The 19,154-nt window shown below is 66.6% G+C and carries 18 protein-coding genes; 8 read left to right on the top strand and 10 right to left on the bottom strand.

Annotated elements, in window-relative coordinates; all coding sequences use genetic code 11:
- Window positions 1-48 precede the first annotated feature (48 nt).
- On the top strand, window positions 49-1,584 hold the full coding sequence (locus tag ACFVYC_RS16875; RefSeq protein ID WP_387552385.1) for a PLP-dependent aminotransferase family protein: 1,536 nt from the start codon (window positions 49-51) through the stop codon (window positions 1,582-1,584).
- Here ACFVYC_RS16875 and ACFVYC_RS16870 read toward each other — a convergent pair.
- Complete coding sequence (locus tag ACFVYC_RS16870; protein ID WP_387552383.1) at window positions 1,574-2,098, bottom strand: DUF4188 domain-containing protein; 525 nt, start codon at window positions 2,096-2,098, stop codon at window positions 1,574-1,576. The two genes, ACFVYC_RS16875 and ACFVYC_RS16870, sit on opposite strands and share 11 nt — an antisense overlap.
- A gap of 79 nt (window positions 2,099-2,177) precedes the next feature.
- Here ACFVYC_RS16870 and ACFVYC_RS16865 point away from each other — a divergent pair, with 79 nt between their 5' ends.
- Complete coding sequence (locus ACFVYC_RS16865; RefSeq protein WP_387552381.1) at window positions 2,178-2,753, top strand: TetR/AcrR family transcriptional regulator; 576 nt, start codon at window positions 2,178-2,180, stop codon at window positions 2,751-2,753.
- Window positions 2,754-2,851: 98 nt separating this feature from the next.
- Window positions 2,852-3,859, top strand: coding sequence for an RluA family pseudouridine synthase (locus tag ACFVYC_RS16860; protein WP_387552434.1), 1,008 nt, complete (start codon window positions 2,852-2,854; stop codon window positions 3,857-3,859).
- Here ACFVYC_RS16860 and ACFVYC_RS16855 read toward each other — a convergent pair.
- The 3 genes from ACFVYC_RS16855 to ACFVYC_RS16845 form a co-directional block, all read right to left on the bottom strand.
- On the bottom strand, window positions 3,843-6,242 hold the full coding sequence (locus ACFVYC_RS16855; RefSeq protein WP_387552379.1) for a MinD/ParA family protein: 2,400 nt from the start codon (window positions 6,240-6,242) through the stop codon (window positions 3,843-3,845). The two genes, ACFVYC_RS16860 and ACFVYC_RS16855, sit on opposite strands and share 17 nt — an antisense overlap.
- 86 nt (window positions 6,243-6,328) lie before the next feature.
- A complete protein-coding gene (locus ACFVYC_RS16850) occupies window positions 6,329-6,529 on the bottom strand; it encodes a hypothetical protein (RefSeq protein WP_387552377.1) in 201 nt (66 codons plus the stop codon).
- A 60-nt stretch (window positions 6,530-6,589) separates the two neighbouring features.
- The gene (locus tag ACFVYC_RS16845; RefSeq protein WP_387552375.1) at window positions 6,590-6,793 is read right to left on the bottom strand and encodes a hypothetical protein; all 204 of its coding nucleotides are present in this window, start codon (window positions 6,791-6,793) and stop codon (window positions 6,590-6,592) included.
- Window positions 6,794-7,017: 224 nt separating this feature from the next.
- Here ACFVYC_RS16845 and ACFVYC_RS16840 point away from each other — a divergent pair, with 224 nt between their 5' ends.
- The 3 genes from ACFVYC_RS16840 to ACFVYC_RS16830 all read left to right on the top strand — a co-directional run bounded on the left by ACFVYC_RS16840 (window position 7,018) and on the right by ACFVYC_RS16830 (window position 8,832).
- A complete protein-coding gene (locus ACFVYC_RS16840) occupies window positions 7,018-7,221 on the top strand; it encodes a hypothetical protein (RefSeq protein ID WP_387552373.1) in 204 nt (67 codons plus the stop codon).
- A gap of 187 nt (window positions 7,222-7,408) precedes the next feature.
- Window positions 7,409-8,122 (top strand): BTAD domain-containing putative transcriptional regulator, encoded by a 714-nt coding sequence (locus ACFVYC_RS16835; protein WP_387552371.1) that lies wholly within the window; start codon window positions 7,409-7,411, stop codon window positions 8,120-8,122.
- Between the two features lie 86 nt (window positions 8,123-8,208).
- Window positions 8,209-8,832, top strand: a complete 624-nt coding sequence (locus ACFVYC_RS16830; protein WP_387552369.1) for a DedA family protein — start codon at window positions 8,209-8,211, stop codon at window positions 8,830-8,832.
- A 6-nt stretch (window positions 8,833-8,838) separates the two neighbouring features.
- Here the strand turns inward: ACFVYC_RS16830 and ACFVYC_RS16825 are convergent, their stop codons facing one another.
- The 3 genes from ACFVYC_RS16825 to ACFVYC_RS16815 all read right to left on the bottom strand — a co-directional run bounded on the left by ACFVYC_RS16825 (window position 8,839) and on the right by ACFVYC_RS16815 (window position 12,730).
- Window positions 8,839-9,144, bottom strand: a complete 306-nt coding sequence (locus tag ACFVYC_RS16825) for a hypothetical protein (protein WP_387552367.1) — start codon at window positions 9,142-9,144, stop codon at window positions 8,839-8,841.
- Between the two features lie 89 nt (window positions 9,145-9,233).
- Complete coding sequence (gene ppc, locus ACFVYC_RS16820; RefSeq protein WP_387552365.1) at window positions 9,234-12,056, bottom strand: phosphoenolpyruvate carboxylase; 2,823 nt, start codon at window positions 12,054-12,056, stop codon at window positions 9,234-9,236.
- Between the two features lie 113 nt (window positions 12,057-12,169).
- Entirely contained in the window at window positions 12,170-12,730 is a 561-nt protein-coding gene (locus ACFVYC_RS16815) for a hypothetical protein (RefSeq protein WP_387552363.1), read from the bottom strand.
- A 96-nt stretch (window positions 12,731-12,826) separates the two neighbouring features.
- Between ACFVYC_RS16815 and ACFVYC_RS16810 the strand changes: the two genes are divergently transcribed.
- Entirely contained in the window at window positions 12,827-13,654 is an 828-nt protein-coding gene (locus ACFVYC_RS16810) for a DUF1684 domain-containing protein (RefSeq protein WP_387552361.1), read from the top strand.
- Here the strand turns inward: ACFVYC_RS16810 and ACFVYC_RS16805 are convergent.
- Together ACFVYC_RS16805 and ACFVYC_RS16800 are read right to left on the bottom strand one after the other, a co-directional pair.
- The gene (locus tag ACFVYC_RS16805) at window positions 13,651-14,874 is read right to left on the bottom strand and encodes an acyl-CoA dehydrogenase family protein (RefSeq protein ID WP_387552359.1); all 1,224 of its coding nucleotides are present in this window, start codon (window positions 14,872-14,874) and stop codon (window positions 13,651-13,653) included. The two genes, ACFVYC_RS16810 and ACFVYC_RS16805, sit on opposite strands and share 4 nt — an antisense overlap.
- Window positions 14,871-15,722: an SDR family NAD(P)-dependent oxidoreductase gene (locus ACFVYC_RS16800; protein ID WP_387552357.1), complete on the bottom strand. Its 852-nt coding sequence runs from the start codon at window positions 15,720-15,722 to the stop codon at window positions 14,871-14,873. Before ACFVYC_RS16800 ends, ACFVYC_RS16805 begins: the two co-directional genes overlap by 4 nt.
- Window positions 15,723-15,858: 136 nt before the next feature.
- Between ACFVYC_RS16800 and ACFVYC_RS16795 the strand changes: the two genes are divergently transcribed.
- Window positions 15,859-17,082 (top strand): glycoside hydrolase family 76 protein, encoded by a 1,224-nt coding sequence (locus ACFVYC_RS16795; protein WP_387552355.1) that lies wholly within the window; start codon window positions 15,859-15,861, stop codon window positions 17,080-17,082.
- A gap of 59 nt (window positions 17,083-17,141) precedes the next feature.
- On the opposite strand, the gene ACFVYC_RS16790 is transcribed toward ACFVYC_RS16795, so the two are convergent.
- Window positions 17,142-19,121: a glycoside hydrolase family 32 protein gene (locus ACFVYC_RS16790; RefSeq protein ID WP_387552353.1), complete on the bottom strand. Its 1,980-nt coding sequence runs from the start codon at window positions 19,119-19,121 to the stop codon at window positions 17,142-17,144.
- Window positions 19,122-19,154: the final 33 nt, after the last annotated feature.

Below are 19,154 nucleotides of genomic sequence, written 5' to 3'. Positions count from 1 at the left end.
GCAGAAAACTGGCCTTGATTTACATAGCCAGTTTGAAATACTGGCCCTATGACTTCCCTCGGCGCGCCTGCCCTTGCCCGGCTCCTCGGCACGTGGAACGTCGGCGCGTCGCCCGCCTACCGCGAGCTGGCCGACGTCGTACGCCTCCTGGTCCTGGACGGCCGGGTAGCACTGGACGCCGCCCTGCCCAGCGAGCGTGCCCTGTCGGAATCGCTGGGCGTCAGCCGGACCACCGTTACGGCCGCCTACGGCATCCTGCGCGAGCAGGGGTTCCTCACCAGCGGCCAGGGCAGCAGGAGCAGGACCCGGATTCCACGCACGACGCCGGCCGGCACCACCGCCGTCGCTGGCCCACTGCCTGGTCCCACCCTGGCAGGGCCGGGAATGGCGGCACCCGGGCTGGCTGCGCCGGAGGGGCTGATCGACCTCGCGTACGCGTCCCTTCCCGCCAGCGGCGAGGTGGTGCACCGGGCGTTCGCGGCAGCCCTCACCGAACTTCCCGCCCTGCTCCCGGGATTCGGTTATGACGCGATCGGCCTGCTCCCCTTGCGCGAGGCAGTTGCGGCGCGCTACACGGCAGCCGGGGCGCCCACCACCGCGGACCAGATCCTGGTGACGTCCGGAGCACAGCATGCGCTCAATGTCATCCTCCGCGCCTTGGTGGGCCGGCAGGACCGGGTGCTCGTCGAGCACCCGAGCTACCCCAACGCCCTTGATGCCGTCCGCGCAGCGGGTTGCCGGGCCGTCCCGGTGGCGTTCAGGGGTACCCCCGGGGCCGGCCTCCCCGGTACTGGCGGCCGATCCGCCGCTTCAGCGTGGGACATGCAGGCACTGCAGGCCGCCCTGATGCAGCAGCGGCCCAAACTCGCGTACATGGTCCCGGACTTTCACAATCCCACCGGCCATGTAATGCCGGATCTCCAGCGCAGCCGCCTGGTCAGCGCGGCCGCGGCGGCGGGAACAACACTGGTGGTGGATGAGACCTTGCGGGAACTGAACCTCGACGGCGTCGGGACCACTCCGGTGGCGGCTTTCAGTCCGGCGGTGGTAAGCATCGGCTCGCTCAGCAAGTCCCACTGGGGCGGCCTCCGCACAGGATGGATCCGGGCCTCCGGCGATCTGATCCAGCGCTTTGCGGCGGCGCGGACGTCCCTGGACCTGGGCGGGCCGGTGATGGAGCAACTGGCCGCGGCGCACCTGGTCCGGGCCTTGGATGAGCCGCTGCCAGCCCGCCTCACCGCGCTGCGGGACAACCGGGCTGCCCTGCTGGATCTGCTGGCCGGGCACCTGCCGGAGTGGACGGTGGCATACCCATCCGGCGGCCTGTCCGCCTGGTGCAGGCTGCCCTCGCCGACCAGCACCGCGCTGACGGTCATCGCCCCCGATTTCGGGATCCGGCTGGCTGCAGGGCCGCGTTTCGGGATCGGCGGTGCCTTCGAGCGCTACCTCCGGGTGCCCTTTACGCTGCCGCCGGAGAAGCTGGAGACCGCAGTGTTGGCCCTGCGGTCGGCGCAGGACCGGCTCGACGCCGCCCCGCAGCTCCGCCGGACGCTCAAGGACGCTCCGGCCGTAGCTATTGCGTAACGGAGGCCGCCGGCGCAGCGGAGGGTGACGGCCGGGCGGATCTGCGCAGGCGCTGCTTCGCGGTATTGGTGCCGGCCCCAACGGGAACATGGGCAGTAGCCTTCGCCAACCCAAACAGGGGCATTCCGTTGTAGATGACCTCGATCCCGGATGCCGGCACCTGGTAGGTCTCATGCCAGACGCCCACGTCGCCGCTCCCGGAAGTTTCCTTCATAAACCGGCGCCAAGGCTCCAGATGCGGGGATTCCCGGTCCGCGGCGAACTTCCGCAGGTGTTCCGGACTCTCCCAGTAGCTGAGCAGCACCGTGGTCCTCCCGAACCACTGTTCATAGCCCAGCATTCCCGACGCCGGGTCCCCCGCCAGGTGCTGGAGCATCCGCGGCATGGCGGATGCGATCTTTCCCACGGTCCCCACCTTCCACCACCGGTTGGCCCGCATGCCGATCAGGAAAACGGTCACTGATTCCCGGCCGGGTTCAGCGGTGTACCGGCCAGAAAAAACATTCTGCGCCATGGGAGGCTCCTTGGTGTCGATTGAGGTAACGCAGTTTCGTAACGTCGTTATGAAACAAGGTTATGAAACAATGGGCGCTATGGCAAGACCCGTGGTGCACAACGATTCCCTGAGGCAGCAGCTGCTGAGCGTAACGGCCGAGCTAATGGACCGGGACGGGCCTGCCCGGGTAACGCTTCGGGATGTGGCATCGGCGGCCAGGACGTCCACCACTGCCGTCTACTCGTTGTTTGGCGGGAAGTCGCAGCTCCTGACAGCGGTGGTGGATGACGGGTTCCGGTCCTTCGGCGACTCACAGGCCGGTGCCGCGCCGGGAGGACTCCGGGGGCTCGGCCTCGCCTACAGAACGTGGGCCCTGGAGCACCGTGCCCTGTACCGGCTGATGTTCGGCGGCGCGTTGGCAGCGTATGTGGACTGCCAGCCCACGCCGGAAGTGGCCGCCGGGTCCATGCAACCCCTGATGGAAGCCGTGGCTGCCGCGCAATCGAACGGCATTGTGCTGCCTGCGCCGGTTGAGATGGTTGCTTTCGCCATTTGGGGCCAGGTGCACGGGCTGGTGAGCCTCGAGTTGGCCCAGGTGGGCCCGCCGGACGCGGACTGGGCAGCCGCCTACAGCTCCGCCCTGGACGCCGTCGCCCGCGGCTGGGCCGCCTGAACCCGGCCCGCCGGCCGTAGCGCTTTCAACCGGCTCCGCCAGGCGGAGCGCCTGGAGGTGCCGGTACAGTTTCTGCGGCCCCGTAGAATTGTTCGGTGATGCAATCCCCCCTCCCCGTGCGCGACGGCGTGAATGCCACCCGCCTGCGCCTACCCGGGGAGGGCCCGTGGGATACCGCGATGGACTACATGATGCACCGCTGGGGGCATATCGATCCGCAGGGCATCGAGGACAGGTTCGACGCCGGCGAGATCGTTGGCGAGGGCGGCGCACCGTTGAGCCGCTCCACTCCGCTGCAGGACCATACCTTCATCTGGTACTACCGGACATTGCCGCCGGAGACCCGCATGCCCGTGGAGCTGGGCATCCTGCACCAGGATGAGCACCTGCTGGTGGTGGACAAGCCGCACTTCCTGCCCACCACCCCCGGCGGGACCTACATCCAGGAATCCGCCCTGGTCCGCCTGCGGAATCAGTTGGGCCTGCCGGACCTGATTCCCATGCACCGGCTGGACCGCATGACGGCCGGTATCCTGCTGCTCTCCACGAATCCGGACACCCGCGGCAAGTACCAGGTGCTCTTTGAGAAACGCCAGGTCCAGAAGGAATATGAGTGCGTCTCCGCCGCAGAGCCAGCCCCGGGGCATCCCGGCGTCGAGTTTCCCGTGGTGGTGCGCAACCGCATGACCAAGTCCCGCAGTTACTTGTTGGCCGAGGTTATTGCGGGTGAACCGAACGCGGAGACGCGGATTGAGCGGCTGGAGACGTTCGACGGCGGTGCAACATGGAGTGCCGGCGGCGCCGCTGCTGCGGCGCACGGCAGTCCCGCGCGCCGCGCGCTGTACCGGCTCGAACCCCACACCGGAAAGACCCACCAGCTGCGGGTGCACATGGCATCGCTGGGGCTGGGCATCGTCAATGACGCGTTCTACCCCGAACTGCTGGACAAAGCCCCGGACGACTACACCAAGCCCCTGCAGCTCCTGGCCCGCGGCATCCGCTTCGTGGACCCCATCTCGGGAAAGCCGGTGGAGTACCGCAGCCGACTGCACCTCAGTGAGGCCGCAGGTTCCTTGGCCGATCGCGGTTTTAGAGGCCGCGCATAACGGCGGCGGAGGCGTGCAGCCAGGCCTCGCGGGTGCCGGGAAGCAGGGCCTGGTAGTTCAGGGGACCGCCGGAAACGAGCGACCTGTCGTAGGGAACATCGAGGACTTCCCGGGTCAGGTCCGAGAAGTGCGCCCGTGTCCGGTTGAGGAGCTGCACATCGGTTTGCCCCGACGGCGCGGCGAGCAGGGTCACAGCGTTGCTGACCTTCGCCTGGTAGCCGCGCTCCCGCAGCCCGTCGACCAGCCACACAGCGCTGGCCACAGTGTCTTCCCGGACCGTGGAAACGATCACCAGCTCGTCCGCGGCCGCCACCGCGGCTTCCCAGTTTGAGGACCGCATGTTGTTTCCGGTGTCCACCAGGATGATCCGGTAGAAACGGCGCAGCGCCGTGTGCAGCTGCTCGAACTCCCGGGCACCGATGGTGGCAGCGCCGGCGGCATCCTCATCCGAGGCAAGGACATCAAACTGCGCGGAGCCCTGGTTGCGCACAAACCGGTCCAGGTCACCGATCCGCCCGAGGACGGGATCGGCGAACCGGTCCACTTCCCGCATGAGGTCAACGGCGGTGTTGGTGTGGCCGGCCAGAGGGGCACGCCATCCGAGCGTTCCGCGCGTTTCATTGTTGTCCCACGCCAGTGTGTACCCGCCGCGGAGGATTCCGAGCGTCGCGGCCAGGAGAAGGGTGGCTGTGGTTTTGTGGGCACCGCCCTTGGGGTTGACCACAACCACGGTCCTGGGTCCCTCCAGGCGGCGCTGGACTGCCTCCACTGCGTCCAGGTGCCTGCGCTCGCGGCGTCCCGGCGCGGGGCAAATGGAGTTCTGGCTAAGCCTGCGGATGGCACCCTGCCAGCCTGCTTCCGCCAGCGCGGAGGGTGGTGTGGGCCGGTCGGCGAGGAAATCCTGAAGGTTGGGGACGCCGTCGTCGGCTGAAACCGCGGGAGGGACTGCGATGGCCATGGCGGGCTCTACTTTCTGTGGCGGCACGGGTTTATGGAAGGGCAGGGTATTCTCCACCGGACCGGATTTCGCCATGGACCCACGATGCTGGGGCTTCGCCCCCGCTGGTTTCGCTGCACTTCCGCCAGCGCTCTTTACCAGGCGCACGAGGAGGGAAAGCAGGCCCAACAGCAGCCGGTACACCAGGATGCCCAGGCCGATGAGCGGCAGGGACAGCATCAGGATGGAGAACATCGACAACACGGTTGCGGCGGCATCGCCACTGGAGATGGCGCCGCCAGCGGCCGCAGCGTGCTGCCGGACGGCTGCGGCGGTCTGCTGGATTATCACGGGCAGGCTCCACAGCATCCAGCCAAGCGCCAGGAACAGGAGCGGCACCACGGTGAGGACCCACGCCGTGACGATGCGCCGGGCGAACGGGCGGAGCCCGGAAACCCGCGGATCCTCGGGACGCCCCGGTATGAGGCTCAGCAGCACGGGGCGGATCCGATTGAAGAGGTCCGGCACGCCTGCGATGTCGGCGAGCACAAAGTAACCGTCGAAACGGAGTGTGGGCACCAGTTGCTGGATCATTTCAAAATGCATCAGGGCCGCCGCCAGCAGGAAAAACCCCTGCCCGGTCAGCAGGTAGGCGCCGCCCAGCCCGATCAGGCAAAGGCAGTTGAAGTACAGTCCACCCAGGTCGGTGCGGATCCTGCCCGCCCGGTTCAGCCGGTAGGAGTCTGTGACGTCGGTGAAGAAGGCTGGAAAAACCAGGTAAACGCCGACGCCGATCCTTCCGGGTTTGGCGCCTCCGTACCGGCACGCCGTGGCGTGACCTATTTCGTGGAACACGGCTCCGGCGGTCAGCAGCGCCACCACTCCCAGGAGGAGCGCCGGGGTGAGCAGGACCTGCTGCAGGGAAGCCATCAGGTCTCCCTTGGCCAGCAACAGGACATCGACAATGACAAGGGCAACCAGGACGGCCACAACCACCGGTCGCCAATAGAGGGGAGCCAGGATCCCCGCCAGTGCGTTGGCAGCCTGTCCCGGGAGGAGTGTTCCGCGCAGTTGCAGGGCCAGCAGCGGGTTGGCGGTGGGTAGCGGGGCGGATTCCGGCGTTGGGCCGGCGGCGTCGGCTCCGGCCTCAGCCACCAGGCCCATTGGTGCCAGCCTGGTATCCACCAGGTGGAGGAGCCCGCTGACGCCAAGCTCGCGTCCATACGCCGCGCTGACTTCCCGGGCTACTTCTTCAGCGGATTTTTCCGGTGCGAGGGAGAGCATCACCACGTGGAGCAGCTCCGAAAGCTGGACTACCTGCCCGTCCCCGCGCTGCAGCAAATAGCTGCTGTTCTTGAGCCCCGAGCCTTCCACCTTCCCGAGGAACACAACGCCCGGTGATGGGGACCAGCGCCGCAGAACGGCCGAATCGGGTGCAGTTGCCACTTCCCCCCCAGTTAGTTGATCGAGTCGGAAGGTGGGCATGGCCCCACAACGCTGAGCCATGCCCACCTGGTTGGAAACCGGCGGACCTACGGTTGCAGAACCAGGATGTCCTGCAACGCTCCCGAGCTCGCAACGGAACCAATCGAAGCCGCATTGATGGCCATCGACAGGTTCACAGCGATCACGGGAGAGACGTTGACGTTGAAGAACAGCGTTTCCTTCATCGGAAGCAGCTCCACAACCTCAGCGTCAAGATCCACCGGTGTCAGCGCGGTAGATGCTGTCATAGCACCTCACCTCTCTCCCCCGGGCATTCCCAGGTCCAGACATGGAAATGATGGACTTAGTTAATGCTGGACGACAGCGATGTTCTGGACCGCGGCGCTGTAAGCGTCCGAGAACAGCGAGCCTGCGTTCAATGCCACGGACGTGTTGGTCGCGTAAACGCTTGCCAGGTTAATGCTGTCGCCTCCGAAGTACAGGGTCTCCCGCGAAGGCAGCAACTCCACCTGCTGGCTTTCCAGTTCCTGAATAGTGAGTTCCTTCATCATGTCAATCACCCCCTCTCGACGTCTCCCGTTCAGTCAACGCGGGGGCCCGTGGCAGTCCCGTTACTGCAGCATCATTTTTTCGTTATCCAGTAACGCCGCTGTGACAGTCTTGACTTGGGTGCCGAATATTCTGTGCCTAGGATGGTCAAACCGGGCAGTAATATGCCTCGAATACGGGAAAATACGTTCGGAAATTACAGACAAGGAAAGCAGGCGCCTCTTTTATGGCGGAAATTGAAGGCACGATGGTAATCCGGGCATGGGTCGAACCCGCTCACGACCACCCGCTGAGGGCGCGCCTGATCTCCAGCCGCCCAGGCCAGGACACGGAAGTTGTGGAGACTGTTGCGGATCCGGACGCGGTCCTGCTTGCTGTCCGGCGCTGGCTCGACCTGCTGCAGCCGCCGGAGAGTGCTCCCAGCGCATAACGATCCCGCAGCCACTAAAGCGGATTTATTGGTATCGGGACCTCACAATTCAGACCACTATCTGGACAAGGTTCCCGCTATATAGGCTCCCCAAGCCTCTGTTACTAAAATGACTTGACATGCTTCGGCTGGGTGTCAACATGGTACTCGGGGGGATCGGTGGTATCCGGTCTTTGAGGGGATTGGCATGACGGTGACTCTCGCGCAGGAGTGGCACTTAAGTCTGCTGGGAGCCTGGCGGTTGCGCCGCGGCAGCACTGCCGTGACCGTGGCCAGCCGGGAGCAACGGCTGCTCGCGTGCCTTGGATTATTCGGGTGCCGCCACCGAAGTTTCCTGGCCGGGCTCTTATGGCCGAAAAGCAGCGAATCGCAGGCGGCGGGGAATCTGCGGACCACCGTCTGGTGCATCTCCCACACCTTCCCGCATCTGGTTAGTACAGGGGCTGACACGCTGGAGCTCGACGAATCCGTCCACGTGGACTCCAAGGCTTTGCAACGGCAGGTGGCCACGATACAAACGCAGCCTCAAGCCCAAATACCCGGCACTTACGTGGAGGTCCTCGGCCGGGCCGATCTGCTCCCCGGCTGGTACGACGACTGGGTCATCTTCGAGCAGGAGCGGTTCCGGCAGTTGCGCCTGGGCGCCCTGGAGTTGCTGGCCCGGCAGCATCTTGCGGCAGGAGACCCCGCGAGGGCTGTCGATGCTGCTCTGTCCGCGGCCGGTATCGAACCGCTGAGGGAATCAGCCCATCTGCTCCTGGTCCAGGCCCACCTTGGCGCCGGAAACAGGGCAGCGGCCGTCCGCGCCTACACAATGTTCGCAGACCGGCTCTATGAAGAACTCGGCGTCCCGCCTTCTGACCAGCTCAGCGGCCTCGTGTCCGGTTTCGTCCGGCGCTGAACGTCTCCCGGCGGGAGGGTCCGGCCCGCGGCAATCTCCCTGCCACCGCCGGTTCCAGCCCTCCCAATGTGAGGTACGTTGTGGCAATGGACAACGTCTACGCTGACAGCTGGGGGACGGCCATCTATTTCTGGATCATCCCCGTCGTCCTCGGCGACGCCATTTTTCCGCCCGTTCCGTCCGAGATGGTGGTGATTACCGGCGGAGCACTGTCCGCCGACGGCCGGGCCAACGTGTTCCTGGTGCTGGCCCTGTCCGCCCTGGCCTCCTGGATCGGCGATGTTGTGGTGTTCCAACTGTTCAGGCGGCGGCTGAGCCACGTCCTGGACCGCTGGGGCTGGGGCCGGCGCGTGCACTCCGGAATCCACCAGGCGATCGCCAGGGCCGGCCGCTCGTCCACGTACGGAGCCATTATCGGAGCCAGGTTCATCCCGGGCGGGCGCCTTGCCACGTCCGCCATGGCGGGGATCGCCAACGTCTCGGTACCCGGCTTCAGCCTATGCGCCGGGCTCGGGGCACTCTTGTGGGCCTGCTGGCTGGTAGGGCTGGGCTACTTCACCGGTTCGGCAACCGGCCTGCCCTTCTGGGCCAGCTCGCTGATCGGAGTGGCGCTGGGCCTGGTCATCGGCGTCGTCGTCGGCATCGTTGTGACGAGGCGGCGCGGCAACAGATCACCCGTGGTGGAGGAACCCGGGCCTCCCCTCGCCTAGTCCTTCCTAGACTGGTGCCCAGCGGCCCCGGTTGCGCCGCAGCACCATCAGCGAGCCGGTCAGCGCAACGCGTTCGACGGCGTCGCGCATCATGGCCGCCGACTCCAGCGCCTGCTGGTTCTCACCGCTGTACTCCGTCGCCTCGACGAGGAAGCGCAGGTGCAACTGCGGCACCCCGCCCGCGATCTGCAACTGGTTCGACTCCACATGGTGCCGTGTTTCGAGAGCCTCCACCGCCGCGTCCATAACGGCCTCGGGCGGGTTGCCCGGCCGCAGGCCAGTGATCTTGAGGCGGGTTTGGAATGAAGGCATGCCTCCAACCCTACCCACCCCCGTTGCCCTATCACTTTTGGTCCCTAACAGCCCGTCTTAGGGACCAAAAGTGATAGGGCAAGCCGGGGCTACCCGGTATTGCGAAGGCCTGCGGCCACGCCGTTGACGGTTATCAGCATGGCCCGCTGGAGGCGTTCGTCGATCTCCGACCCGCTGATGCCGCTGGCAGTATCCGCGGCTTCCGCGCGGACGCGTCGCAGGAGCTCTACCTGCAGGTAGCTGATGGGGTCCAGGTACTGGTCACGGATCTCCAGTGAGCGCTTGAGTGTGGGCTGGGCGTCAAGGAGCAGGTGCTCACCCGTCAGGTTCTGCACTTCGGCCACGGTCAGCTCATATTCCTCGCGGATGGCCCGGAAGATGTGGTGCAGCCCGGCCGGGACCAGGGTGGACACGTAGTAGCCGGCGATGTCCATGTCCGTCTTGGCGAGCGTCATCTCCACGTTGGAGAGCACTGACCGGAAGAAGTTCCAGTGTTCCCACATCTCCAGCAGCTGCGTGGAGTTGCCGGCCTCGCGGGCCGCCCTGAGGCCGGAACCCACACCGAACCAGCCCGGAACGATCTGGCGGGACTGGGTCCAGCCGAAAACCCACGGGATGGCGCGCAGGCCGCCGAGCCCTGCACCGGAATCGGGCCGTTTGGACGGACGGGAGCCGATATTCAGCGAACCCAGCTGCTCCACCGGCGTGGAGGCCAGGAAATAGGCCGGCAGGTCGGGATCGTCAATCAGGTTCCGGTACCGGTCAAAGGCGGCGTCGGAGATCGTCTCCATAACATGCCCGTACCTCTCGCGCTGGTCCGCGGAGGTACGCGGATCGCGGTGCAGGGCGGACCCCTGGAGCACTGCGGCGAGGGACAATTCAAGGTTCTCGCGGGCCAGTTCGGGCAGCGAGTACTTATCCGAAATGACTTCGCCCTGCTCGGTGAACTTGATTTCACCTTCGAGGACGCCGTTGGGCTGGGCAAGGATGGCGTCGTAGGTGGGCCCGCCGCCGCGGCCCACGGACCCGCCGCGGCCATGGAAGAGGCGCACACGGACGCCGTGCTTGGCGGCGACGTCGCGCAGCTTGCGCTGGGTCTTGTGGATCTCCCACTGGCTGGTCATCACGCCGGATTCCTTGTTGGAGTCCGAGTAGCCCAACATGATCTCCTGGACATCGCCGCGCAGCCGCACGAGTTCCCGGTAGGACGGATCAGAGAGCAGCCGGTCCACGATCTCGGCGGAAGCGCGGAGCTCCTCCACGGTTTCCAGCAGCGGCGCGAACCCGATCCTGGCGTAGGGCTTCTCGCCAAAGAGGTTCACCAGGCCGGCTTCACGGGCCAGGACGGCGGCGGCGAGGACGTCGTCCGCGCCGCGGGTCATGGAAATGATGTACGTCTCGATGACGTCCGGGCCGTAGGAGCGCAGCGCGCGGCGGATCTCCCGGAAGACGTCGTACGTGCCGTCGGCGGCGCCGTCGAGCTTGATCGGGTGGCCGGACAGCGGGCGGCGGGAGGCGAGTTCAGAGCCGAGGACTTCGAAGCGTTCTTCGCGGCTGAGTTCCGCATAGCGCAGTCCGGGACCGCCGATCCGGTCCATCAGCTGCCCCACGGCGTCATGGTGGTGGTCGGCGTGCTCGCGGATATCCAGGGTGGCCAGGTGCAGGCCGAAGGAAGCGATGGCGCGGCGGACACGGGCCAGTGCGCCGTCTGCAGCCAGCGACGCCGAGTGGTTGCGGAGCGAGAGTTCCAGCAGTTCCAGGTCCGCCAGGAGTTCGTCGGTGCCGCTGTAGTCCCGGCCATGCTCGTGGTTGGAGTTGGCCGCCACCCGCTTGCCCGTGTTGATGAGCTTGGCCTTGATGCAGGTGAGCTTCAGCCGGTAAGGCTCCTGAGCGTTGAGTTCAAGGACCCTCCGGTCAAGGCCAGGCAGCTTCTTCAGGTCCGCGCCGATGGATTCGAGCAGTTCGTTGTCCGCTCCGGCAAGCGCCGTGGAGTTGGAGAGAATGGAAATCAGGTCGTCGATCATCGCGATGCTGATCCGGACGGCATGCTGGTTCTGGATCTGCAGGATCTCCCGGGTGACCGCCGCGGTGACGTTGGGGTTGCCGTCGCGATCGCCGCCGATCCAGGAACCGAAGCGGATGGGAGCATCCTTGGACGCGAGACTGACGCCGTGCTCGCCTAGCAGTTCGGAGAATTCCGCCAGCATTTCGGGCATGGCGTCGGTGAGGATGCCGCCCAGGTAGTAAATCGCGTTCCGGGCCTCATCCACCGGTGTGGGCCGGACCTGGCGGAGTTCGTCCGTCTGCCACATCTGGTCAATGATCTCGGCGAGCTGGCGGTCCTGGCGGCGGCGGGCAGTGGTGCCCTCCGAGGTGGGCTGGGCCAGCACGTCGGAGAGCTTGCGGATCTTGTCCAGCACCGAGCGGCGCGAGGCTTCGGTGGGGTGTGCCGTGAAAATGGGCCGGACATCGAGCCCGTTGACTACTTCCTGCAGCACGCCGGGGCCGGCCTGTTCAGCGATCTCCGCGACGGTTTTCGCGAGCCAGCCGTCCTTTTCCGCCCGGGTCCGGAGGCCACGCACGCGGTGGACCTGTTCGGCCGCGTTGGCGAGGTGGAAGTAGAAGGCGAAAGCGCGCACCAGGTCCGTGGCCTGCTCGATGGGCAGGGAGCCGAGGAGTTCGCGGACCTGGGCCACGACGTCGTGCGCACTCCACGGGCCGGTGGCATCCGCACCCCCGCGCGCCGCCTCCTTGGATTCCTTGGTGAGGAGGCGGACCTGCTCCACGAGGTCCAGAAGCTCGGGCCCGTGCTGGCGGACCAGGGATTCACCCAGGAGGGTGGAGACGCGGCGGACGTCAGCCCTCAATTCTGAGGCAAGATCGGTTTCGGGATGTTCTGCAGTGTGAGCCATGGAAGCTATCTTTCGAGGGTTTCGGACTTGGCTCGTACACTGCGCTGGATACTGTGAGCCACGTTACTAGCTAAAGATGCTACCCGCAGTGGGGCACCTCACGGGAATCTGTCTCAGATAATGTCAGCTCCCGATTGATATCCGACATGCTGCTTTACGCTCTCGAGCTCCGCCCGCAGCTGTGCAAGCTCCTTCCGGGAGGCAGCAAATTGAGCCCTGCGACGCTTCGCTTCCCAGGCATTGCCGATGAGGACAAACAGCCCGGCCGGCACAGCGGCAGCAAGGGCCCAGCCGGCCGCAACAAAAAAGTCCAGTGCCAGCGGAAGTGCGGCACGGAAGTCCACGAACTCATTCACAACGTTGGCGACGCCGCTGAGTGTCCCGTCCAGCGGCTCCAGGAACTGCCCTACCATGGGTGTCTCCGCGAGCGACGGCGGATCGATCCTGGCTTCCTTATCGCCGCCCCAGCGGCCTTCGCCCAGATGGTTCAGGACGTAGATGCCTGCGGCAAGGCTGGCTGCAATAAATACGTGGACACCGGCGAACAGAGCCAGATCCGGACGCCAGGGCCGCCGCAACAGCAGTACCACCGCCGCGAAAGCCAATGCCACGATCCAGGTCAGGTATTGAAGCCAGCCGCTGCTGACTCCCGCAAGTATGTCCACAGCACCCATTCAACAGTGCGGACCACGCAGTTCTTCAAACCACCCCGGAATGAACACCCGCCATGCACGGTTGTAGCCGGGGCAAAGAAACCTCCGAAAGGAACCATGAGCACCATTCCAGCCGCCAGGGCGGAGCGCTGGCAGCGCTTCCGCGACAACCGGAACAAGGCCCTCGCCGCCCGCCACGGCTGGCTGACCCTCACGTCCTTCCAGTGGCTGGAAGACTCCCCCGCCGCCGTCGAGCTGGTGCCCGGACTGTGGTCCGCGGACGGTACGACGGCGACACTCACCGCAGTGCCGGCTGACGCGCTGTCCATGGTGGAGTCGGGCGAAGCAGTCAACGGGACGGTTTCCGCCGCGCTCAACGATGAGGAATCGCTGATGTGGGTCCAGTACGGCGGGGCGGACGGCGCACAGGTGGTGGTTGAGCTGGCCATGCGGGGTGGCCGCTACGCCATCCGCACCCGGGACGCGGCGTCCCCCACCCTTACTGAGTTCGCCGGCGTCCCCACCTACGGATATGACCCGCGTTGGGAAGTGGCCGGCAGGTTCGAACCCTACCCCGAACCAGTGGATGTGCCCATCGCCACGGCAAATCCCCTGGTGGACGGCGTCCACCGCACCGTGGGCGAGGTGGTGTTCCGCCTTCCGGGCAGCCCCCACGAATGCCGGCTGCAGGCAGAGGAGGAAAAGCTCGGGGCATTGACCGTCACGTTCCACGACGAAACCAACGGCGACACCACCGATGACTGGCGTAAACTCGCCGTGCCGCGGCCCCGGCCAAACGCGTCAGTGGTGCTGGATTTCAACCGCGCCATCAACTACCCCAGTGCCTTCACCCCCTACGGCACCTGCCCCATGCCCGTGAAGAACAACTCGCTGGACGTGCGTGTGGAGGCCGGCGAGAAGCAGCCGTACCCGCCCGGGGACTAGACGATCGCCGAGACTCCGGTGACGGCACGGCCCACAATCAGGGTGTTGATTTCGAACGATCCTTCGTAGGTGTAGATGGCCTCGGCGTCCGAGAAGATCCTGGCCATCCGGTAATCGGTCACGATGCCGTTCCCGCCAAGGATCGAGCGGCCCAGCGCCACGGTCTCCCGCATCCGGGCGCTGAGGTAGGACTTGGCGAGCGCCACTTGCGGCATGTCGGCGGCGCCGTCGTCCTGCAGCCTGGCGAGCCCCACCATCATGCCCATGCTCGCCACGGCGTTGCCCAGCATGGTCACGAGCTGCTGCTGGATGAGCTGGAACTGTGCCAGCGGACGCCCGAACTGCCGGCGTTCGACGGCGTACTGCCGGGCGACGTCGAACGCCGCCAGCTGCTGGCCCACCGCCTGCCAGGCCACCATGATGCGCGAACCCCGCAGCAGCTCGTTGGTGTCCTCGAAGCTGTTGATGGCGGCGAAGCGGTCCGCCTCCGCCACCCGGACGTTGTGGAAGACGATGTCAGCGTTTTGAACGGTGCGCAGGGCGATCTTGTTTTCGATCCGGTTCCGGCTGACTCCCGGCAGGGTGGCGTCCACGATGAAGCCCCGCACTGACCCGTTCGCCTCGTCCTTGGCCCAGACCAGCATGTAGTCGCAGAACGTCCCGTTGCCGATCCACCGCTTGGCGCCATTGAGGACCCAGGTGTCCCCGCCGTCGTCGGATTTTCCTGTTGCTGAGGAGATCCGCCGGGCGCGGGTCTCCATGCCGCCGGCAACGTCAGAGCCGTGGTTCGGTTCGGTCAGGGCGAAGGCCCCGGTGATGCGCAGGTTCGAGGCATCCTCCAGAAGCCGCTGCCTCTGGTCCTCGGTGCCGAAGGCGTACAGGGACTCCACAAACAGATCGTGATGGACCAGGAAGAACGTTGCGATGGAGGTGTCCACGCGCGTCATCTCGGCGATCACCAGCCCGGCGAAGAGGTGGCTGTAGCCGCGCTGCGCGGGTGTGCTCAACTGCAGGGCCGCGAGCTTGGGCAGGATGTGCGCCGGGAACTCGGCCTTGTTCCACCAGTCGCCGGCGTACGGGGCAATTTCCGTGGCCAGGAACTCCCGCAGTTCGGCCAGTTTCTCCCGTTCGGCCTGGTTCAGCAGGGATTCAACGGCGAAGAAGTCTGCCGCGGGCAGGCTGGACACGGTTTCCGCGGTGGACTGGGCGGCGGTGGTCATTTCGGCCCCATCCGGATGGCCCCGTCAAGCCGGATGGTTTCTCCGTTGAGCATGGCGTTGTCCACGATGTGCGCCACCAGGCCTGCGTATTCGTCGGGCCGGCCAAGCCTGGAAGGGTGCGGAACCTGTGAGCCCAGCGAATCCTGCGCTTCCTTCGGCAGCCCCGCCATCATGGGCGTTTCGAAGATTCCAGGGGCTATGGTGACCACCCGCACCAGCGAGCGCGCCAGCTCGCGGGCGATGGGCAGGGTCATGGCTGCCACGGCGCCCTTTGAGGCAGCGTAGGCAGGCTGCCCGATTTGTCCCTCGAAAGCAGCCACCGAGGCGGTGTTGATGATGACGCCACGCTCGGGTCCGCCCAGCGTCGTGGTGGCCGGTTCGGTGGCAACCATCGCCGCTGCGGCCAGACGGAGCACATTGAAGGTCCCCACCAGATTGACCTGGATAACCCGGGTGAACGCCTCCAGCGGGAGCACACCCTCCCTGCCCAGCACCTTCCCGGGGGTTGCGATGCCTGCGCAGTTAACCACAATCCGCAACGGCCCCAGTGCTGTGGCGGCGTCGACGGCGGCCTGCACGTCGGCCTCGCTTGTCACGTCCGCAGGCACAAAGACAGCCGACTTTTCGGGGCTTCCGGCCGGGCCCGCGTCCGGGCGGGGGCTGCCGCCGCTGTTCAAGGCCACACTGTTCGCAGCCCCGTTCAGCTCAGCCGCGAAAGCTGCGCCCGCCGAGGACGGAAGATCAACAAGCACTACGGAGGCGCCGTCGTCGAACAGCCTGCGGGCCGTCGCGGCCCCCAGGCCCGAGGCGCCTCCGGTGACCAGCGCGACGCTGCCAGTGACGTCCATCCATCCTCCTTGATGAGTGAATGCTTCCGCGGGTAACCGCGGAAGCATTAGTTAGTGCATGTTAACTGAAATTCCTGCGGGTCCGCACTACCGGCCCTCCGCCGGCATGCCGCCAGGCCCGGCTAGGGTGGAAGCCATGACTTTCGCGGATGCCTCCCCTACCGTTGACTGGCAGGAAAGGGCCAACGTGGCCGCCCGTTCTGTGACTGCGCTCTTTGGCAGGAAGCTGTTCTTCCTGCCCGGCACCCACCTGGCGGCGGTGAAGTGGCCGGCCCCGGCCTGGCGGTACGGCCTGAAAGGGACACCGCTCCATCCGTGGCATTACTGGTGGCAGGCCCACTACGTTGACTGCCTGGTGGATGCGGGCCGGCGGGAGTTGGGGAACGGCGCCGCCCCGGCCGCGAGGTTCGACGGCCCCGCTCAGCCCAGCGCGGGCCGGCTGGCCTCCCGGCTGGTGACCGGGATGTGGCTGCGCAACGGCTTCAGCTTTGTCAATAACTACTACGACGACATGGCCTGGCTGGCACTCGCCACCCACCGGCTCGACGAGCTCGCAGAGGAGACGTGCAACCCCGGGCGCCGGCGTAATGCACGCGTCCGCACGTCCCTCACCCCGCAGTTTGATGAGGCCTGCACCGGTGACCTGGGCGGGGGTGCCTTCTGGAGCAAACAACGGGACTTCAAGAACACTCCGGCCACGGCACCCATTGCGCTCTTTTATGCCCGCACAGGCAACCCTGCAAAGGCGCAGTCGCTGCTGGACTGGCTGGACGCAACGCTTTTCGATCCGGACCAGGGCCTGTACCTGGACGGCGCCCGGCTGGGCCCGGAAGGAACCGTGGTGGTGGACAGGGCGGTCTACACCTACAACCAGGGCCCGGTCCTGGGCGCCCTGCTCGAGCTGGGCGGGGACAGGAACCTCGCCAGGGCGGCCGAACTGGTGGACGCGGTGGACCGACTGCTCACCGTCCCGGTCCAGGTCTCCGCAGCGAAAGGCGCCGGGGACGCCGAAGGCAGGGTGCTGCGTTGCGAGGGAACGGGCGACGGCGGCCTGTTCACCGGGATCCTGTCCCGTTACCTTGCCCTCGCCGCAGCCGATGCCAGGCTTTCGGTGCGGACCCGGGCTACCGCTGCCCGGCTGGTGCTGGACACTGCCGGGGCATTCTGGGAAGGACAGCGGCCTGCCCGCCCCACCGGAGGGCCGGTCCACAAGGGGCAGCACGGAAGGTCCGTCTTCCCGCAGCACGCGTCCCACCCGGCGGACACCAGCTACCCGCCCGGATCCGTCGTTGAGCTCTCCACCCAACTGCAGGCCTGGATGGCCATCGAGGCCGCTGCTTCCATCGCCGGGGCGGAGTAGCGCGTGCAGGCTTCCCCACCCGGCAGCCTGCCGGCGTTAGCTTCCGGTTCAGGAACCGGTCAGTGGATGGCGGCGAGGGGCGTCACCGTGCCGCTCTTGACGCTGACGGGACCGCCGGCCGCCGTGAGCCGTGCTTCCTTGCCGCCGGGCGGCGGGAAGACGAGCGAGGTGAGGGTCCGCCGGCCGCCGTCCACAAACACCTCTACAGACGAGCGGTCCACGTAGGCGGTCAGGCGCACGGTCCCGCCTGAACCGGCCTGCGTGGTGCGGACTTGGCGGTAGGTGCCGCTGGCCTCATCACCTGCCACGTCCGGGCCGGAACCGTCCGCCGCCGCGTCCCCCTCCCGGAGCACAAAGGCCTTCCCCGTGGCAAAGTCGTAACCCATGGTGGCGTAGGTCTGGCCGGCACTTTGCAGGAGCAAACGGGCCTCACCGGTTCCGGACGCAGGCTTTTCGAGTTCCACGTCAACCTTGAACGCCCCGCTGTCCGGAACCGGCAGGGCCTCGCCCGTGCCCTCCTCGACAGGGCCGGCGGGGATCTGCGCCGGAGCGCCCTCCAGGGACTCCAGCGCCGAGGTGGGCGTGGAAACCAAAACCGGCCGCCCGCCGTCGGACACCAACTTGATGTCACGCACGGCGGACGCCGCGCCGAACCAGTCCCGCGTGGGCAGGCCGCGGGCGTAAGCCCAGTTGTTCATCCAGCCGATGGCGTGGCGGGACGCTTTGCGCTGGCCGTCGGTCAGCCGTGGATCGTCCCAGGTGACGGCGGCGTAGAAGTCCGCGCCGTCGTCGAGCCACTGGTGGCCGCCGGCGTCCGGGGCGAAGGTCTGTCCGTCCCAGCCGCCGGTCCAGTAGGCCAGGCCGGTGGTCCGGCCTTCCGGCGAGCCGTTGGCGCTGGCCGCCAGCACCCAGGTCCGGCGGGCGGGATCGCCGTTAACGTCCAACTGGAAGAAGTCCGGGCACTCGAGGATGCCCAGCCCGTCGCGTTCAAAGGCGGACACATAGCTCCACTGCAACAGGTCCTTGGAGGTGTAGAAGCCGATCTTGTGGCCTTCGGCGAGCAGCATGAGCCACTGGTTGTTGGCGTCGTCCCGGACAATCCGCGGATCCCGCCAGTGCTCCGCACCAGGGTTTTCCATCACCGGATTCCCGTCGTAGCTGCTGAAGCTGTACCCGTTGTCGGTGGAGTAGAACAGTGATTGGCGCTGGACGCCGTCGTGCTGCTGGGTCAGGATTGCCACCACTGCCCCTTTGCCAAAGCCCGCCGTGCCCTCGGCATCGACGACGGCCGTGCCGGTTTCGATGTCCCCGAGCCCGTTGCGGAACTTCTGGATGGCTACGCCTTCGTTCTTCCAATGGACCAGGTCGGTGCTGGTGGCGTGGAACCACTCGGTCCCGTTCCCCTCCGGGTAGTCGGCGTTGTAAAGGTAGTAGTAGTGCCACAGACCGTCCAGGAAGAACGGGCGCTGGGGGTCGTTCATCCACCGCTGTTCCGGGGTGAGGTGGTAGGCGGGGCGGTAGCCGGGATCCCCGGCAGGGGCTTCAAGGCTTGCAGCGTCAGGTTCCGGCCACGTCCGCGCCACGCCAAGATCCGTGACAAGGGAATCCCGGGCCTCGGAACTGATGCACGGCGGCAGCCGCACGGTGCCCGGATCCTGCCCAACGCCGTCGGCCGCGCTGCTGCGGAGGTAAACCTGGCCGTCCACGCGTGCGCCTGCCAGCCAGCCACTGCCGCATTCGATGCTGCGCACGTCCTCGGCGCCGTCCGCCGCCACGGCCTTCCCGCTGTCCGCCAGCGTCCGGTCTTCGCCCTTCAGCCACAGCGAAGCGTACGAGCCGGTGCGTTCCCGGGCCGTGTCCTGCGCGGCGGCAACACTGGCCAGGACACGCCCGGCAGTGGCGTCCGCACCGGAGCCGATGTTGCCGGACAGCGCCAGGAAGAGGGCCAGCACCAGGGCAACTCCGGCTGCGGCGGCAAACCAGGGCAAGCGCCGGCCGGGGCGATTCCGGAGGGTGAGTTTGGGAAATTCGCGGGTCATGGTTCTTCGTTCCGTCGCCGAACACACGAATGC

The sequence above is a fragment of the Pseudarthrobacter sp. NPDC058329 genome (assembly GCF_042879835.1).
Classification (GTDB): domain Bacteria; phylum Actinomycetota; class Actinomycetes; order Actinomycetales; family Micrococcaceae; genus Arthrobacter.
The sequence above is the reverse complement of the archived record's forward strand: the minus strand, read 5'-3'. Positions and strand labels throughout refer to the sequence as shown.

Bases quoted from the DNA above. Each gene is read 5' to 3' on its own strand.
- ACFVYC_RS16875 (WP_387552385.1), top strand. From the start codon at position 49: ATGACTTCCCTCGGCGCGCCTGCCCTTGCCCGGCTCCTCGGCACGTGG.
- ACFVYC_RS16870 (WP_387552383.1), bottom strand. From the start codon at position 2,098: ATGGCGCAGAATGTTTTTTCTGGCCGGTACACCGCTGAACCCGGCCGG.
- ACFVYC_RS16865 (WP_387552381.1), top strand. From the start codon at position 2,178: ATGGCAAGACCCGTGGTGCACAACGATTCCCTGAGGCAGCAGCTGCTG.
- ACFVYC_RS16860 (WP_387552434.1), top strand. From the start codon at position 2,852: ATGCAATCCCCCCTCCCCGTGCGCGACGGCGTGAATGCCACCCGCCTG.
- ACFVYC_RS16850 (WP_387552377.1), bottom strand. From the start codon at position 6,529: ATGACAGCATCTACCGCGCTGACACCGGTGGATCTTGACGCTGAGGTT.
- ACFVYC_RS16845 (WP_387552375.1), bottom strand. From the start codon at position 6,793: ATGATGAAGGAACTCACTATTCAGGAACTGGAAAGCCAGCAGGTGGAG.
- ACFVYC_RS16840 (WP_387552373.1), top strand. From the start codon at position 7,018: ATGGCGGAAATTGAAGGCACGATGGTAATCCGGGCATGGGTCGAACCC.
- ACFVYC_RS16835 (WP_387552371.1), top strand. From the start codon at position 7,409: ATGACGGTGACTCTCGCGCAGGAGTGGCACTTAAGTCTGCTGGGAGCC.
- ACFVYC_RS16830 (WP_387552369.1), top strand. From the start codon at position 8,209: ATGGACAACGTCTACGCTGACAGCTGGGGGACGGCCATCTATTTCTGG.
- ACFVYC_RS16825 (WP_387552367.1), bottom strand. From the start codon at position 9,144: ATGCCTTCATTCCAAACCCGCCTCAAGATCACTGGCCTGCGGCCGGGC.
- ppc (WP_387552365.1), bottom strand. From the start codon at position 12,056: ATGGCTCACACTGCAGAACATCCCGAAACCGATCTTGCCTCAGAATTG.
- ACFVYC_RS16815 (WP_387552363.1), bottom strand. From the start codon at position 12,730: ATGGGTGCTGTGGACATACTTGCGGGAGTCAGCAGCGGCTGGCTTCAA.
- ACFVYC_RS16810 (WP_387552361.1), top strand. From the start codon at position 12,827: ATGAGCACCATTCCAGCCGCCAGGGCGGAGCGCTGGCAGCGCTTCCGC.
- ACFVYC_RS16805 (WP_387552359.1), bottom strand. From the start codon at position 14,874: ATGACCACCGCCGCCCAGTCCACCGCGGAAACCGTGTCCAGCCTGCCC.
- ACFVYC_RS16800 (WP_387552357.1), bottom strand. From the start codon at position 15,722: ATGGACGTCACTGGCAGCGTCGCGCTGGTCACCGGAGGCGCCTCGGGC.
- ACFVYC_RS16795 (WP_387552355.1), top strand. From the start codon at position 15,859: ATGACTTTCGCGGATGCCTCCCCTACCGTTGACTGGCAGGAAAGGGCC.
- ACFVYC_RS16790 (WP_387552353.1), bottom strand. From the start codon at position 19,121: ATGACCCGCGAATTTCCCAAACTCACCCTCCGGAATCGCCCCGGCCGG.